The sequence below is a fragment of the Streptococcus thalassemiae genome (genome assembly GCF_903645285.1).
GTDB classification, from domain to species: domain Bacteria; phylum Bacillota; class Bacilli; order Lactobacillales; family Streptococcaceae; genus Streptococcus; species Streptococcus thalassemiae.
Genome location: NZ_CAHJXN010000004.1, coordinates 211,940 through 226,164 on the forward strand (window position 1 = coordinate 211,940; position 14,225 = coordinate 226,164).

A 14,225-nucleotide genomic window follows, 5' to 3' on the forward strand; every position below is an offset into this window, starting at 1 on the left:
AACAAATAAGCAACTATCATAGAAAAACATACAGTTACAAAAATTACCTTTTACATAAAAAAACGAACCAGCTTGACTGATTCGTTTCGTGACTGCTAACTCCTACTTCCGATACATTTTAAATTGTAGGAAGAGGTCGCTATATTTTCCTGTCCATTTATGGTCAAATTTCTCATAAACTTCTAGGTGTTTCATGGTTTCAGCATCTGGATAGAAGGCTTTATCTTCTTTTTTCTCCTCTGGGAGTAATTCCTTAGCTGGTAGGTTTGGTGTTGAATAGCCAACATACTCCGCATTTTTGAGAGCATTTTCAGGTTTCAACATAAAGTTGATAAAGGCATAGGCTGCATCTTGGTTTTTGACGGTTTTGGGAATGACCATATTGTCAAACCAAAGGTTGCTGGCCTCAGTCGGAACCACATAGCGTAGATTTTCATTTTTTTCTAGCATTTGACTGGCTTCACCAGAGAAGGTCACACCGATTGCAGCGTTATTCTGAATCATGTATCCCTTCATCTCATCGGCAACGATGGCCTTGATATTTGGAGTCAGTTTGTAGAGTTTGTCTACTGTCTCTTCTAACTGCTGGGGATCCTTGGAGTTGAGGCTGTAGCCGAGGGAATTGAGCCCCAGACCCAGCACCTCACGCGCTCCATCAAAGAGCATGATAGAGTCCTTATACTCTGGCTTCCAGAGGTCGTCCCAATGCTCAGGCGCTTCATCTACCATAGTTTCATTGTAGACAATTCCCAGGGTTCCCCAGAAGTAAGGGATAGAGAATTTATTACCTGGGTCAAAGGACTGGTTGAGGAACTCTGGTCCGATATTTTCAAGACCTTCAAGTTTTGAATAGTCAAGCGGTACCAAGAGGTCTTCGTCCTTCATCTTGTTAATCATGTATTCACTAGGAATGGCAATATCGTAGGTCGTTCCACCCTGCTTGATCTTGGTATACATGGCTTCGTTGGAGTCAAAGGTCTCGTACTGGACTTGGATTCCTGTTTCTTCTGTAAATTGCTCCAAGAGTTCAGGATCGATATAGTCCCCCCAGTTGTAAATGACCAGTTTTTGACTATCTCGGCTATTGATTTTACTATCGAGATGAGTCGCAATTCCCCACAAGACCAGGATAATCGCTACAATTCCTGCTAAAAATGAATAGAGTTTTTTCATGCTTGCTCCTCCTTCTCACGTGAGATAAAGTAATATCCAACGACTAGGATAATACTAAAGAGAAAGACGAGGGCAGACAGGGCATTGATTTCTAGGGAAATCCCCTTGCGAGCACGAGAGTAAATCTCGACTGATAGGGTTGAAAAGCCATTTCCCGTCACAAAGAAGGTCACAGCAAAGTCATCTAGCGAATAGGTGAAAGCCATGAAATAACCTGCAATGATAGACGGAGTCAGGTAAGGAAGCATGATTTCCTTGAACATCTGAAATTGACTGGCACCAAGGTCATAGGCCGCATGAATCATGTCACCGTTCATTTCCTTGAGACGAGGCAAAACCATCAAGACCACGATAGGAATGGAGAAGGCCACGTGACTAGAAAGAACGGTCAAAAAGCCAAGTGAAAACTTGAGTTGGGTAAAGAGAATCAAGAAGCTGGCACCAATCATAACGTCAGGCGCAACCATGAGGATATTATTGAGTGATAGAAAGGCTTCTTGGTATTTCTTACGAGACTGGTAGATGTAAATGGCACCAAAAGTCCCGATAATGGTCGCAATCAAGGCTGACAGGAAGGCCAAGAAAAAGGTCTGAGTTACAATCAACATAAGACGACCATCGCCAAACATGGTTTTAAAATGGCTCAAGCTAAAGCCTGTAAAGCTATTCATGTCATTGCCTGCATTAAAGGCATAGCCAATCAGGTAAAAAATCGGCAAATAGAGGACAAGAAAGACCAGTCCTAGATAAAGGTTGGCAAATTTTTTCATCGTTCTCTCCTTTCCTTGGTCACCCACATGGTGATGAACATGGTCAGGATGAGAATCACACCGATGGTTGAACCCATACCGTAGTTGTCATTGGTCAGGAAGTTCTGCTCAATGGCTGTTCCCAGCGTGATAACGCGGTTCCCACCAATCAAACGGGTCAGCATAAAGAGACTCAAACTTGGGATAAAGACCGATTGGACCCCACTTCTCACTCCGTTCATAGATAGAGGGAAGATGACATGACGGAAGGTTTCCCACTTGGTCGCACCGAGGTCGTAGCTGGCATTGATGAGATTGTTATCCATATCGTCCAAGACATTAAAAATCGGCAAAATCATAAAGGGTAGCTCGATGTAGCTTGCAACAAAGATAAAGGAGAAATCGGTAAAGAGCAACTGTTGTGAGCCGATTCCGATAAATTCCAAGAATTGGTTAATAGAGCCATTCTGACCAAAAATTCCGATAAAGGCATAGGCTTTAAGGAGCAAATTGATCCAGGTTGGCAGGATAATCAGCATGAGCCAGAGTTGACGGTGCTTGAGACAGGTCAAAAAGAGGGCTGTTGGATAGCTGATAAGCAGTGTCACTAGAGTTACAATTCCTGCATAAAGCACTGAGTTGAAACTCATTTTGAGATAAGTCAAGTTTTGTGACGCAAAGTAAGATCTATAGTTTTCTAAACTAAACTGGCCTTCGATATTGAAAAAGGATTGTCCGAAAATCAAGACCAAGGGTGCCAACACAAAGAGGGCAATCCAGAGCATGTAGGGCACTACAAAGAGTTTAGAGCTTGTTTTCTTCATCTCTTTCCTCCTCGATTGCATTGATCAGACCTGCTTCTTGCTCTTCAATTTCCACGTATTCTTCGATACGAGCATCGAACTCTTCTTCGGTTTCGTTGAGACGCATGATATGGATGTCTTCTGGCTCAAAGTCCAGACCGATTTCCTCACCCACGATGGCCTTACGAGTCGAGTGGATCATCCATTCATTTCCAAGTTCGTCATAGGCGATAATTTCATAGTGAACCCCACGGAAGAGCTGAGTATCCACCTTAACTTGGAGCTTGCCTTCTTCAGGAAGGGTAATGCGCAAGTCCTCTGGACGAATAACGACCTCAACAGGTTCATTTGGCTTCATCCCTCCATCGACTGCTTCAAAGCGTTTGCCGTTAAACTCAACCAAGTAGTCCTCAATCATGGTACCTGGCAAGATATTTGACTCACCGATAAAGGTGGCAACAAAATGGTTAATCGGCTCATCGTAGATGTCCACAGGTGTTCCAGACTGGACAATCTCGCCATCATTCATGACAAAAATCCAGTCACTCATAGCCAAGGCTTCTTCCTGATCGTGAGTAACAAAAACAAAGGTAATGCCCAATCGTTGTTGCAGTTCACGCAGTTCGTACTGCATATCTGTTCGTAATTTTAAGTCAAGCGCTGACAGAGGCTCGTCCAACAAAACCACACGAGGTTGGTTGATGATGGCACGGGCAATAGCCACACGCTGACGTTGTCCTCCAGATAGTTTACGAATGGAACGTTTTTCGTAACCTTCCAACTGAACCATCTTGAGAACTTCCGCTACGCGTTGCTCGATTTCTTTCTTGTCAATTTTACGCAAGCGAAGTGGAAAGGCAACATTTTCAAACACATTCATATGTGGAAACAAGGCATAGGATTGGAAGACCGTATGGACGTCTCGCTTGTTGGTTGGGATGTCATTGATGCGGACACCGTCCAGTAAAATATCTCCTGTCGTCGCATCCAGTAAACCTGCAATGATGTTAAGGATAGTTGATTTCCCTGAACCAGACGCGCCTAGAAGAGTATAGAACTTCCCTTCTTCCAACTCAAAGTTGATGTCTTTGAGAACCTTGGTGTTGCTGTCTTCAAAAACTTTTGAGACGTTTTTGAATTCAATAATTGGTTTTTTCAATTGTCATTTATTCCTTCTTTTTCATAGATTAACAGATCAGGGCTCTGTCAGGCCGCTACTACCTCGTGTAGGAGATTGAACTGCCTAAATTCTTCTGCACTAACGATAGGCTTTCACCCCCTTTCCATGACATAGCAGCAGCTTTTCAAATACAGCTTTCTACTTGCCTTCACCTAAAATACGGACTTCTCTTTCAAGCGTGATACCTGAGTGTTCCTTGACCTTTTCAATCACAGACTCAATCAAGTCTTCGTAGTCTTTGGCCGTTCCATCTGCGACATTGATCATAAATCCTGCGTGCTTTTCAGACACTTCAACACCACCGATACGATAACCTTTCAAGCCAGCTTCTGAAATTAATTGACCCGCAAAATGCCCTACTGGACGCTTAAAGACCGAACCACAAGATGGATATTCCAAAGGTTGCTTGAGTTCACGTAGGTGCGTCAAGCGGTCCATTTCCTGCTTGATAACCTGATGGGTTCCTGGAGCTAGGGCAAATTTAGCTGACAAGACAACTGCACCAGACTCCTGAATAGCTGAGTGGCGGTAACCAAAAGCCAAGTCTTTAGCAGACAGGGTTTCGATTTCTCCATCCTTGGTCAAGACCTTACAAGACTGCAAGATGTGAGCAATCTCGCCACCATAGGCACCTGCATTCATGAAAACAGCTCCACCGACGCTCCCTGGAATGCCACAAGCAAACTCAAAACCAGTCAAACTATGACGAAGGGCAATGCGAGTTGTTTCAATCAAGTTAGCACCAGCTTCTGCTTCAATGGTATAGCCATCAACGGAAACGTTATTGAGCTTGTCACACAAGATGACAAATCCACGAATCCCACCATCACGAACGATGATATTGCTGGCATTTCCAAGAACCATCCAAGGGATATTTTCTTGATTGGCAAATTTAACAAGGCGCGCCAACTCAAAACGATTTCGTGGAAAGACCAAATAATCGGCCTCTCCACCTACTTTTGTATAACTATAGCTATGCAAGGGTTCCTTAAAACGGATATCAATTCCTTCTAAGATTTCAAGCATTTTTTCTCTTACAGACATGTCACTCTTCCTTTTACAAAATTCATTCCATTATACCATTTTTAAGACCATTTGACGACCCTAAAAAAATCTTGGGCTTATTTTAAACAAAAAAAGAGGTTTCCCCTCTTTTTCTTATAATTTTTTGCAAAAGATTGCCTTGGTTCCATAGGCAACCAGAACGAGCTCTAGCGCTAGGACAACTTCCACCAAGACAGGATTGGTCAACCAGCCAACTTGGACTAGAGATGGTGCCAGATCAAAGAAGGCATGTAGGCCATAGGCTACTAGGAAATAAATCCATTTCTTCTGGCGAACAGCTTGATAAACCCAAACAGTCAAGAGTAATTGGAAACCTAGGGCCAAGATTCTCTCAAAACCAAGCAAATAAATCTGCCAGACTGATAGCGACTGAATGGTTTTCAACATATTTTCAGACAGTAATTGCATGACCTGTGGATCCTGAGTTTGAACTGCCGAAAGCACGAAGTAGAGATTGAGCAAACTAGCAAGGCCTAGGAAAATCAATTCCAAACCACCATGCCCCAGTCCATAAGCCAAAGCATCTGCCTTTTCCAAACTTCTCTTTTTCTCCAACCATTTGAAGAAAACAAGACGAGCAGTTTCCTCAAAAAATGCTGCCATGGCTAGGCCATAGATGATATAGACAAGCGGATGATCTTGCAAGAGGGCAATACTACCGTCTTTTTGAGGATGCAAAACCAAGATATGCACCAGTTTTTCTAAAATCTGCGAAGAAACAAAGAAGGCAACAGCACCCAAGCCCAAGACAGCTAGATTGATCTGGTATTTCTTTCTGGCATACCAAATGCTTCCTATCAAGAAAGCCAGTAACAGCACCATGGTAATGATAATATGAATGGTCATTTTCTTCTCCTATTCTGCCTTTTCAATATCTTTTTTCATCTCGTCAACATTGAACTTAGCAAACAAATATTGACGGTCTTGGACTGGAAAACGTTGGTCCAACTGATCAACTGCTCCCACCTCGATAATTCCTTCTTTGATGACAAAGTCCATGACATGTCCACCAAAGGTCAAATCATCTGAGATGAAGTGGAGATGATAGCCTGCCACACTGACCCCATGAAAAATCTCTGGCGTCCAGAAACCAACGATGGTTCCCGCAACATTGTCACGACTATATTCAGGTTGATGGGTTGCGACATCAGCAAACTTGGTATCTGGTGTCGACTTGGGAATCATGCGCACATGCATATGCGAAAATTCCCCACGAATCTTGATAGAGCGGAAAAGATTTTCCCCATCATAATAAGACTCAATTCGTTCTTCCAATTCCTTGTCCGTCATCTCAAAGCGCTGGCGGAAAATGACCTCTGCCTGGTGTGGTACTACTGCTGCGTAAGGAATAAGGGCATCTGGTGACACTTCCACAATTTCTGGCTGGTCTCCTGAGCCTTTGGCTTGATAAGCCTTGCCATCCAAGACAATCAATTCCCCATCAATAGAATCCAAGGTTCCCAAACCAAGGTCACCATGCTTAAGTAATTCTCCCACTGTCATGGTACCACCATAAAGGCCAGCCATCAAGGCTCCGAGGGTATTGTATTGAAATAATTTCACTGGTTCCTGCACGTTCTTATCCATTCACTTTCTTGTCTGTTATTCTATAAATCTTACTCCTAAGTATACCACATTTGCCCCTAGATGTGAACGAGAGAAACACCCTAGACATTGCCAAGAAAGAAAAAAAAGGGTACAATGTAACAAAATCAAGGGAGGTTTGGAATGAAGAAACAAAGCAAGTACCAAGAGGTCGTTTCCTATCTAAAAAGCGGTATCGAGTCTGGACGTTTTCCAACGGGAAGTCGCCTGCCTTCTATCCGTCAACTGAGCCTTGACTTTCACTGTAGCAAGGATACTGTCCAACGCGCCCTACTGGAATTACGGCACGAACAATACCTCTATGCCAAGCCCCAGAGTGGCTACTATGTCCTAGAACAAGGGCAACACCAGGACCTAGAAATCGAAGTTACCGACGAACACGCCAGCGCCTATGACGATTTCCGACTCTGTGTCAATGAAACCTTGATTGGCCGAGAAAACTACCTCTTCAACTACTATGACAACCAAGAAGGATTAGAAGACCTAAGACAGTCCATTCACAAACTCCTCTTTGACCAAGCTCTCTACTGTAAGGCTGACCAACTAGTACTGACTTCTGGAACCCAACAAGCCCTTTTTATCCTCTCTCAAATTTCCTTCCCTAGCCAAGCCAAGGAAATCTTGGTGGAACAGCCAACCTACCATCGAATGAATCGCCTCTTGATTGCTCAGGGTCTGGACTATCAAACGATTGAACGAGGCATTGATGGAATTGACTTGAAGAAGCTGGAAGGTCACTTCAAAACAGGAAAAATTAAGTTTTTCTACACCATTCCTCGTTTTCACTATCCTCTGGGGCATTCCTATTCTGAGCAGGACAAACGAGCTATTCTTGACTTAGCAGCTAAGTATGGTGTTTATATCGTCGAAGACGATTATCTGGGGGATTTGGACTCCAAGAAGGGCCAGACCTTCCACTATCTGGATACAGAGGAGCGGGTTATTTACATCAAATCCTTCTCAACCAGCCTCTTTCCAGCCCTGAGGATTACGGCACTCATTCTTCCAAATGCTATCAAAGAAGCCTTTGTAGCCTACAAAAATATCCTAGATTACGACAGCAACCTCATCATGCAAAAGGCCCTGTCACTCTATATTGACAGTCAATTGTTTGAGAAAAACCGTCTAGCTCGCTTGTCCAATCAGGAGGCTTATCAGAAGCAAATCGAGGAAAGGTTAACTAAAACACCTTGTCCTCTTTCTCATTATCCCCTACACGATGGTTTGCTGCTAGACCTGAGACAGTATCCTAAAATCGCTAGTCTCAAACACAGTCAACTGGGCTTGGACTTCTTTGAAGAGGCCTATTTAAGCACCTGTCCTTATCAATTTGCCAAGGTGTCCCTAGACAATCTGGAAAAGGTTTTAAACTATTTAAAAGCAGAATTGGATTGACTTCCAACTCTGCTTTTTTCTTATACTCTTCGAAAATCTCTTCAAACCACGTCAGCGTCGCCTTACCGTAGATATATGTAACTGACTTCGTCAGTCTTATCTACAACCTCAAAGCAGTGCTTTGAGCAACCTGCGGCTAGCTTCCTAGTTTGCTCTTTGATTTTCATTGAGTATTATTCTTCAACTTCTGTTAGGCTTGCTGCTTTTTCAAGATATTTTTGGTAAGTTCCTTCATCCTTGAGTTTTTGGATGACCTTGTCCACCACTTCTTTCAAATCAGCACTGTTTTTTCTAAGGGCAACTGCATTGGCTTCGCCATCCTTCATCTTCAAGCTGACAGTTGCGACAGCTAGGTCAGCATTTTTAGCAGCGTAGCTAAGGGCAACTGGCTCATCCATGTGAACAGCATCTACTTTTCCAGCCTGCAATTCATTGACAGCTTCACCCATATTGGTTAGGGAAGTCAGCTGAGCTTTTGGCAATTGTTCCTTGACCATAGCTTCTGGAACAGTTCCTTTTTGGGCTGCAATATTAGCACTTTCTAGGCTAGTTACATCCTTGTATTTTTCTACATCAGCCTTACGAACCAAGAAACTAATCTTGTTTTCATAGTAAGGGATTGAAAAATCAAAGACTTCTTTTCTCTCGTCAGTAGCGCTAATTCCCGCAACTGCTAGGTCAGCCTTACCAGTTTGAAGACTGGTCAAGACATTGTCAAAACTCATGCTTGAAATTTCCAACTTCACCCCAAGTTCATCAGCGATAGCTTGGGCCATATCAATATCCGCACCGACTACCTGGTTTTTTCCGTCAACTAAGGATTGGAATTCAAAAGGTGCATAGTCAGGACTAGTCGCCACAACTAATTTCCCCTTTTGCTTAATGGCCTCAACAGCTGACTGAGACTCATTAGAACCTGACTGGCAAGCTACTAAAAAGAAACTTGCAAGAAGACTACATACAACAAATATCCATTTTTTTGATTTCATAAATAAACAACCTCTCTGTTGATTTTGTATAATTATAACGCTATTCAAGTTACTTGTCAAGTGTTTTTTGAATTTTTATCTTAAAAATATTTTTTTCATTCAAGAAAAGGAGCTATCAGTTGATTTCCAGCTCCTTTTTATACACAATGAACCTATTTTATAGTTCGACAATCTTACCTGTTTCAAAGTAAACAACCCATTCACAGATATTTTTGGCATAGTCTCCAATACGTTCCAAGAAGGTAATCACTTGGAAATAATCACGACCTGTAACGATGGCATCTGGATTTTTCTTGATTTCTTCTGTAGCCAAATCACGAATGCTATCAAAATAATGGTTGATTTTTTCGTCCATAGCTGCTACTTCATAGGCCTGGTCTACTGAACCATTCAGATAGAGTTCAAGGGCTGCTTCAACGAAGTTCTTGACATCGCGACCCATTCTCTTGATTTCTTCTTCAACAGCTGGAATACGTTGCTCCCCCTTCATACGAATTGCCGCCTTGGCAATGGAAACGGCATGGTCACCCATACGTTCCAAGTCAGATACAGCCTTCAAGACTGTCAAAACAGTACGCAAGTCCTGAGAAACTGGTTGTTGAAGGGCAATCATTTCAAATGATTTCTTCTCCAATTTCACTTCGTATTCGTTTACTTCTGCATCATCTTCGATGACTTCCTTGGCCAAATCACGGTCATGCGTAACAAAGGCACGCACCGTACGATTGATTTGGGATAGCACTTCTTGTCCCATAGCATAGAACTGGTTGTGCAATTTCTCTAAATCTTCTTCAAATTGAGAACGTAACATCATTTATCTCCTTATCCAAATTTTCCTGAAATATAATCTTCTGTTTCCTTGTGTTGTGGGTTGAGGAACATCTTCTTGGTATCGTTAAACTCAATCAAATCTCCATCAAGGAAAAATCCTGTCTTGTCAGAGATACGAGAGGCTTGTTGCATAGAACGTGTAACCAAGAGCATGGTGTATTTATCTTTTAGACCATACAAGGTTTCCTCAATCTTACCGGCCGAGATAGGGTCCAAGGCTGAAGTCGGTTCATCCAAGAGGATGATTTTAGGACTGGTTGCCAAGACACGGGCAACACAGACACGTTGCTGTTGTCCACCTGAAAGCCCGATAGCTGAATCATGCAGGCGATCCTTGACCTCATCCCAGATAGAAGCTCGTTGCAAGGCTTTTTCTACTGCTTCATCCAGAACCTGCTTATCCTTAACTCCATTGATACGAAGCCCGTAAACAACATTTTCGTAGATAGACATAGGGAAAGGGTTTGGTTGTTGGAAAACCATACCAATCTCCTTACGTAATTCAACTGTATCTGTACGTGGGCTGTAAATATTGTGGCCATTGTAAACCACTGAACCAGTTGTAGTCACCTCTAGATTGAGATCCCCCATGCGGTTGATGGCCTTGAGGAGGGTTGACTTCCCTGATCCAGACGGACCAATCAAGGCTGTAATTTCCTTAGGTTGGAAGGATAGGGAAACACTATTCAAGGCTTTTTTTTGATTGTAGTAAACGGACAAGTCTGACACCTGTAAAATCGCTTCTGTCATACTGTTTCCTTTCTATCCAAAGTGTCCTGTTACGTAGTCATTGGTTGACTGCAACTTAGCATTTTGGAAAATATTAGAGGTCTTATCGTACTCGATCAAATCACCCAAGTAGAAGAATCCTGTGTAGTCACTAGCACGCGCAGCCTGCTGCATACTGTGGGTCACGATAATGATGGTGAAATCCTTCTTCAATTCCAACATGGTTTCTTCCAGCTGGGCTGTCGCAATCGGATCCAAGGCAGACGCCGGCTCATCCATCAAGAGAATATCTGGTTTAACCGAAATAGCACGAGCGATACAGAGACGTTGCTGCTGACCACCTGATAGGGTCAAGGCTGACTTGTGTAAATCATCTTTGACCTGATCCCAAAGGGCAGCTTGACGAAGAGAAGTTTCCACAATTTCATCCAAGACTTGCTTGTCCTTAACACCTGCACGTTCATGGGCAAAAGTGATATTGCGGTAGATAGACTTGGCAAAGGGATTTGGGCGTTGGAAGACCATTCCGATGTGCTTACGCATCTCATAAACATTGATTTCTGGACGGTTAACATCAATCCCTTGGTAGAGGATTTGACCTGTTACCTTGGCAATATCAATGGTATCATTCATACGGTTGAGACTGCGGAGGTAGGTTGATTTCCCTGAACCAGATGGACCAATTAAGGCTGTGATTTTATTTTTTTCAAATTGCATATCGATGCCCTTGATGGATTCATTTTTACCGTAGTAAACATGTAAATCCTTAGTAGAGAGGGCCACTTTCTCTTCAGGAAAGGTGATGATATGCTTTTCATCCCAATTATATTTTGACATGGCTTCTCCTTTAGGCAGCGGTTAATTTCTTATGTAGGTAGCTTCCGAGTTTACGGGCTCCAAAGTTAAAGATGAGGATAAAGATGAGGAGCACGGCTGCAGAACCTGCTGATACGATAGTTCCATCAGGAATGGTTCCTTCACTATTGACTTTCCAGATGTGGACAGCCAAGGTTTCTGCTTGACGGAAGATAGAGATTGGGCTGGTTACACTGAGAATATTCCAGTTAGACCAGTCTAGAGCTGGAGCGGATTGTCCTGCAGTATAGATAAGAGCAGCCGCCTCACCAAAGATTCGACCAGAGGCCAAGACAACCCCAGTGATAATACCTGGAAGGGCTTCTGGAATGACCACATGAACCACAGTCTCCCAACGAGAAATCCCAAGGGCCAGACCAGCCTCACGTTGCGTATGGTGAACGTGTTTCAAGCTGTCCTCAACATTACGAGTCATCTGAGGTAAGTTAAAGACTGTCAAGGCCAAGGCACCTGAAATGATTGAAAATCCATACTCAAACTGAACTACAAAGATCAAATAACCAAAGAGACCTACAACCACTGATGGCAATGATGACAAGATTTCAATACAGGTTCTGACAAAATTGGTCACAGGACCTTTTTTGGCATATTCAGCTAGGAAAATCCCAGCCCCCATAGATAAGGGAACAGAAATAATCAAGGTAATGACTAGAAGGAAGAAGGAATTATAGAGCTGAATTCCAATCCCTCCACCTGCTTGGTAGGAAGATGATTTGCCAGTCAAGAAAGACCAAGAGATATGAGGCAAACCGCGAACCAAGATATAAAGAATCAAGGATGCCAAGATGGCCACAATAATTCCTGCAATCGAGTAGAGGACAGCTGTTGCAATTTTATCTAATTTCTTAGCGTGCATAGTTTTTCTTTCCTCTTTCTTTCGTAATCAATTTAATCACACTGTTAAAGGCCAAACTCATCAAGAGCAAGACTAAGGCCAGTGACCAAAGAACGTTATTGTCAACAGTTCCCATAACGGTATTTCCGATACCCATGGTCAACACAGAGGTCAAGGTCGCAGCAGGTGTTGTCAATGAAGTTGGGACTACGGCTGAGTTTCCGACCACCATCTGAATGGCCAAGGCCTCACCAAAGGCACGCGCCATCCCAAAGACTACTGCTGTAAAAATCCCTGAACGCGCCGCCTTCAAGGTCACGCGCCAGATGGTTTGCCAGCGAGTGGCCCCCATAGCCAAACTAGCTTCGCGGTAGTGACGAGGCACCGCACGCAAGCTATCCGTTGTCATAAACGTTACTGTCGGTAAAATCATGACAAAGAGAACGAAAATACCTGACAAGATCCCAAAACCAGTCCCACCAAATACACTACGAACAAAAGGAACTACGACCTGCAAACCGATAAATCCATACACGACTGAAGGAATCCCGACCAGCAATTCAATAGCTGGTTGCAAGATTCTAGCACCTTTTGGTGAGACCTCCGTCATAAAGACTGCCGCACCAATGGCAAAAGGAGTTGCGATAAGGGCTGATAGGATTGTGACAATAAAGGAACCCAAAATCATAGGAAGGGCACCAAATTGTTTACCTGAAGGATTCCAAGTTTGTCCAAAGAGGAAATCAGAGATATTAACTCCATTGACAAAGAAGGTCGACAAACCTTTTTGGGCTACGAAGATCAAAATCATAGCCACAATGATGACAATCAAAGACAGGCAGGCAAAGGTCAAGCTTTTTCCTAGTTTCTCTAAACGAGAGTTCTTTGAGGGAGAAAGTAATTTTTTAGCTAATTCTTCTTGATTCATTATTGACTCCCTTCTAGTGCTGTCACCGTTCCTACAGCATCTTTTTCAACCTTCATTTCCTTAACAGAAATATAGCCCATCCCCTTAACGATTCCGCTTTGCGCTTCATCAGAGAGGACAAAGTTGAGGAATTCTGCCACCAATTCATTTGGTTGACCTAGGGTGTACATGTGTTCATAAGACCACAAAGGCCAGTTATTGCTTGTAACATTTTCTGCAATTGGCTCATAGCCATTCAACTTCATGCGTTTCACCGAGTCATCCACATAGGCAAAGGCTAGGTAAGAAATAGCTCCTGGTGTCTGGGAAACAATGTTTTTGACCATCCCATTTGAATCCTGTTCTTGACTCTGCACAGCAGATTGACCATCCATGATAACACTATCAAAGGTTGCACGCGAACCAGAACTTGCCGCTCGGTTGATAATGGAAATGGCTAGGTCTTTCCCACCGACCTCTTTCCAGTTGGTCACTTGACCTGTGAAGATGCTACGGAGTTGTTCAGTTGTCAGATTTTCAACGTCAACCTCCTTATTTACAATGACTGCCAAGCCCGCTACGGCTACCTTATGGTCCACTAGAGCGGATGCGTTGATACCGTCTTTTTCCTCGGCAAATACGTCTGAATTTCCTACATCAACGGCTCCAGATTGAACCTGAGACAGACCTGTACCAGATCCTCCACCTTGGACGTTGACTGTTTTTCCAACGTGCATAGAGCCAAATTCATCTGCTGCTGCTTCGACCAAGGGCTGAAGAGCCGTTGAGCCAACAGCTGTCATGGATTCCCCACGATCAATCCAGCTAGCACATCCCGCCAAAGAACCTGCCAGCAAAAGAGCCGCAAGGGATAGAGCGAGTTTTTTCCTTTTTTTCACTGTTTTTCTCCTTGAAAATAATGGTGAATGCTGTGAATTTTTTCAACTATTTATTTATATTTTTCTTTTTAAAATTGGGAGTCAACTGACATTACTAGCTTAGTTTTACTAGAAATTTGCTCAGTTACCTTGCCCACCAATTTTGACTTAAAATGAAAGACAATTTGAAAAAAATCCATACTTCCACTA

At 43.1% G+C, this 14,225-nt stretch carries 15 protein-coding genes; 1 reads left to right on the top strand and 14 read right to left on the bottom strand.

Annotation, left to right across the window (positions count from 1 at the left end):
• Positions 1-102 precede the first annotated feature (102 nt).
• The 7 genes from HWX15_RS08570 to budA all read right to left on the bottom strand — a co-directional run bounded on the left by HWX15_RS08570 (position 103) and on the right by budA (position 6,557).
• Complete coding sequence (locus tag HWX15_RS08570) at positions 103-1,173, bottom strand: ABC transporter substrate-binding protein (RefSeq protein ID WP_175880867.1); 1,071 nt, start codon at positions 1,171-1,173, stop codon at positions 103-105.
• Positions 1,170-1,943: an ABC transporter permease gene (locus tag HWX15_RS08575; RefSeq protein WP_000712740.1), complete on the bottom strand. Its 774-nt coding sequence runs from the start codon at positions 1,941-1,943 to the stop codon at positions 1,170-1,172. The genes HWX15_RS08570 and HWX15_RS08575 overlap by 4 nt, the downstream gene beginning before the upstream one ends.
• On the bottom strand, positions 1,940-2,746 hold the full coding sequence (locus HWX15_RS08580; RefSeq protein WP_175880868.1) for an ABC transporter permease: 807 nt from the start codon (positions 2,744-2,746) through the stop codon (positions 1,940-1,942). Before HWX15_RS08580 ends, HWX15_RS08575 begins: the two co-directional genes overlap by 4 nt.
• Entirely contained in the window at positions 2,727-3,884 is a 1,158-nt protein-coding gene (locus HWX15_RS08585; RefSeq protein WP_000742900.1) for an ABC transporter ATP-binding protein, read from the bottom strand. The genes HWX15_RS08580 and HWX15_RS08585 overlap by 20 nt, the downstream gene beginning before the upstream one ends.
• 159 nt (positions 3,885-4,043) lie before the next feature.
• Positions 4,044-4,949 carry a UDP-N-acetylmuramate dehydrogenase gene (murB, locus tag HWX15_RS08590; protein WP_061439227.1) on the bottom strand — a complete coding sequence of 302 codons (906 nt, stop codon included), beginning with the start codon at positions 4,947-4,949 and terminating at the stop codon, positions 4,044-4,046.
• Positions 4,950-5,063: 114 nt separating this feature from the next.
• Positions 5,064-5,816, bottom strand: a complete 753-nt coding sequence (locus HWX15_RS08595) for a YhfC family intramembrane metalloprotease (protein ID WP_175880869.1) — start codon at positions 5,814-5,816, stop codon at positions 5,064-5,066.
• A gap of 9 nt (positions 5,817-5,825) precedes the next feature.
• Positions 5,826-6,557 (bottom strand): acetolactate decarboxylase, encoded by a 732-nt coding sequence (budA, locus tag HWX15_RS08600; protein ID WP_175880870.1) that lies wholly within the window; start codon positions 6,555-6,557, stop codon positions 5,826-5,828.
• 141 nt (positions 6,558-6,698) lie between these two features.
• On the opposite strand from budA, the gene HWX15_RS08605 reads away from it, so the two are divergent.
• Complete coding sequence (locus HWX15_RS08605; RefSeq protein WP_175880871.1) at positions 6,699-7,970, top strand: aminotransferase-like domain-containing protein; 1,272 nt, start codon at positions 6,699-6,701, stop codon at positions 7,968-7,970.
• A gap of 173 nt (positions 7,971-8,143) precedes the next feature.
• On the opposite strand, the gene HWX15_RS08610 is transcribed toward HWX15_RS08605, so the two are convergent.
• The 7 genes from HWX15_RS08610 to HWX15_RS08640 form a co-directional block, all read right to left on the bottom strand.
• Positions 8,144-8,959 (bottom strand): ABC transporter substrate-binding protein, encoded by an 816-nt coding sequence (locus tag HWX15_RS08610; protein WP_175880872.1) that lies wholly within the window; start codon positions 8,957-8,959, stop codon positions 8,144-8,146.
• 157 nt (positions 8,960-9,116) lie between these two features.
• Positions 9,117-9,770 carry a phosphate signaling complex protein PhoU gene (phoU, locus tag HWX15_RS08615; RefSeq protein ID WP_175880873.1) on the bottom strand — a complete coding sequence of 218 codons (654 nt, stop codon included), beginning with the start codon at positions 9,768-9,770 and terminating at the stop codon, positions 9,117-9,119.
• A gap of 11 nt (positions 9,771-9,781) precedes the next feature.
• On the bottom strand, positions 9,782-10,540 hold the full coding sequence (gene pstB, locus HWX15_RS08620; RefSeq protein ID WP_175880874.1) for a phosphate ABC transporter ATP-binding protein PstB: 759 nt from the start codon (positions 10,538-10,540) through the stop codon (positions 9,782-9,784).
• Positions 10,541-10,552: 12 nt separating this feature from the next.
• Positions 10,553-11,356, bottom strand: a complete 804-nt coding sequence (pstB, locus tag HWX15_RS08625; RefSeq protein ID WP_000049848.1) for a phosphate ABC transporter ATP-binding protein PstB — start codon at positions 11,354-11,356, stop codon at positions 10,553-10,555.
• 10 nt (positions 11,357-11,366) lie between these two features.
• Positions 11,367-12,251, bottom strand: a complete 885-nt coding sequence (pstA, locus tag HWX15_RS08630; protein ID WP_175880875.1) for a phosphate ABC transporter permease PstA — start codon at positions 12,249-12,251, stop codon at positions 11,367-11,369.
• Positions 12,241-13,158 carry a phosphate ABC transporter permease subunit PstC gene (gene pstC, locus HWX15_RS08635; RefSeq protein WP_175880876.1) on the bottom strand — a complete coding sequence of 306 codons (918 nt, stop codon included), beginning with the start codon at positions 13,156-13,158 and terminating at the stop codon, positions 12,241-12,243. Before pstC ends, pstA begins: the two co-directional genes overlap by 11 nt.
• Positions 13,158-14,036: a phosphate ABC transporter substrate-binding protein PstS family protein gene (locus HWX15_RS08640; protein ID WP_125393046.1), complete on the bottom strand. Its 879-nt coding sequence runs from the start codon at positions 14,034-14,036 to the stop codon at positions 13,158-13,160. Before HWX15_RS08640 ends, pstC begins: the two co-directional genes overlap by 1 nt.
• Between the last annotated feature and the right edge of the window lie 189 nt (positions 14,037-14,225).

Bases quoted from the DNA above. Each gene is read 5' to 3' on its own strand.
- HWX15_RS08570 (WP_175880867.1), bottom strand. From the start codon at position 1,173: ATGAAAAAACTCTATTCATTTTTAGCAGGAATTGTAGCGATTATCCTG.
- HWX15_RS08575 (WP_000712740.1), bottom strand. From the start codon at position 1,943: ATGAAAAAATTTGCCAACCTTTATCTAGGACTGGTCTTTCTTGTCCTC.
- HWX15_RS08580 (WP_175880868.1), bottom strand. From the start codon at position 2,746: ATGAAGAAAACAAGCTCTAAACTCTTTGTAGTGCCCTACATGCTCTGG.
- murB (WP_061439227.1), bottom strand. From the start codon at position 4,949: ATGTCTGTAAGAGAAAAAATGCTTGAAATCTTAGAAGGAATTGATATC.
- HWX15_RS08595 (WP_175880869.1), bottom strand. From the start codon at position 5,816: ATGACCATTCATATTATCATTACCATGGTGCTGTTACTGGCTTTCTTG.
- budA (WP_175880870.1), bottom strand. From the start codon at position 6,557: ATGGATAAGAACGTGCAGGAACCAGTGAAATTATTTCAATACAATACC.
- HWX15_RS08605 (WP_175880871.1), top strand. From the start codon at position 6,699: ATGAAGAAACAAAGCAAGTACCAAGAGGTCGTTTCCTATCTAAAAAGC.
- HWX15_RS08610 (WP_175880872.1), bottom strand. From the start codon at position 8,959: ATGAAATCAAAAAAATGGATATTTGTTGTATGTAGTCTTCTTGCAAGT.
- phoU (WP_175880873.1), bottom strand. From the start codon at position 9,770: ATGTTACGTTCTCAATTTGAAGAAGATTTAGAGAAATTGCACAACCAG.
- pstB (WP_175880874.1), bottom strand. From the start codon at position 10,540: ATGACAGAAGCGATTTTACAGGTGTCAGACTTGTCCGTTTACTACAAT.
- pstB (WP_000049848.1), bottom strand. From the start codon at position 11,356: ATGTCAAAATATAATTGGGATGAAAAGCATATCATCACCTTTCCTGAA.
- pstA (WP_175880875.1), bottom strand. From the start codon at position 12,251: ATGCACGCTAAGAAATTAGATAAAATTGCAACAGCTGTCCTCTACTCG.
- pstC (WP_175880876.1), bottom strand. From the start codon at position 13,158: ATGAATCAAGAAGAATTAGCTAAAAAATTACTTTCTCCCTCAAAGAAC.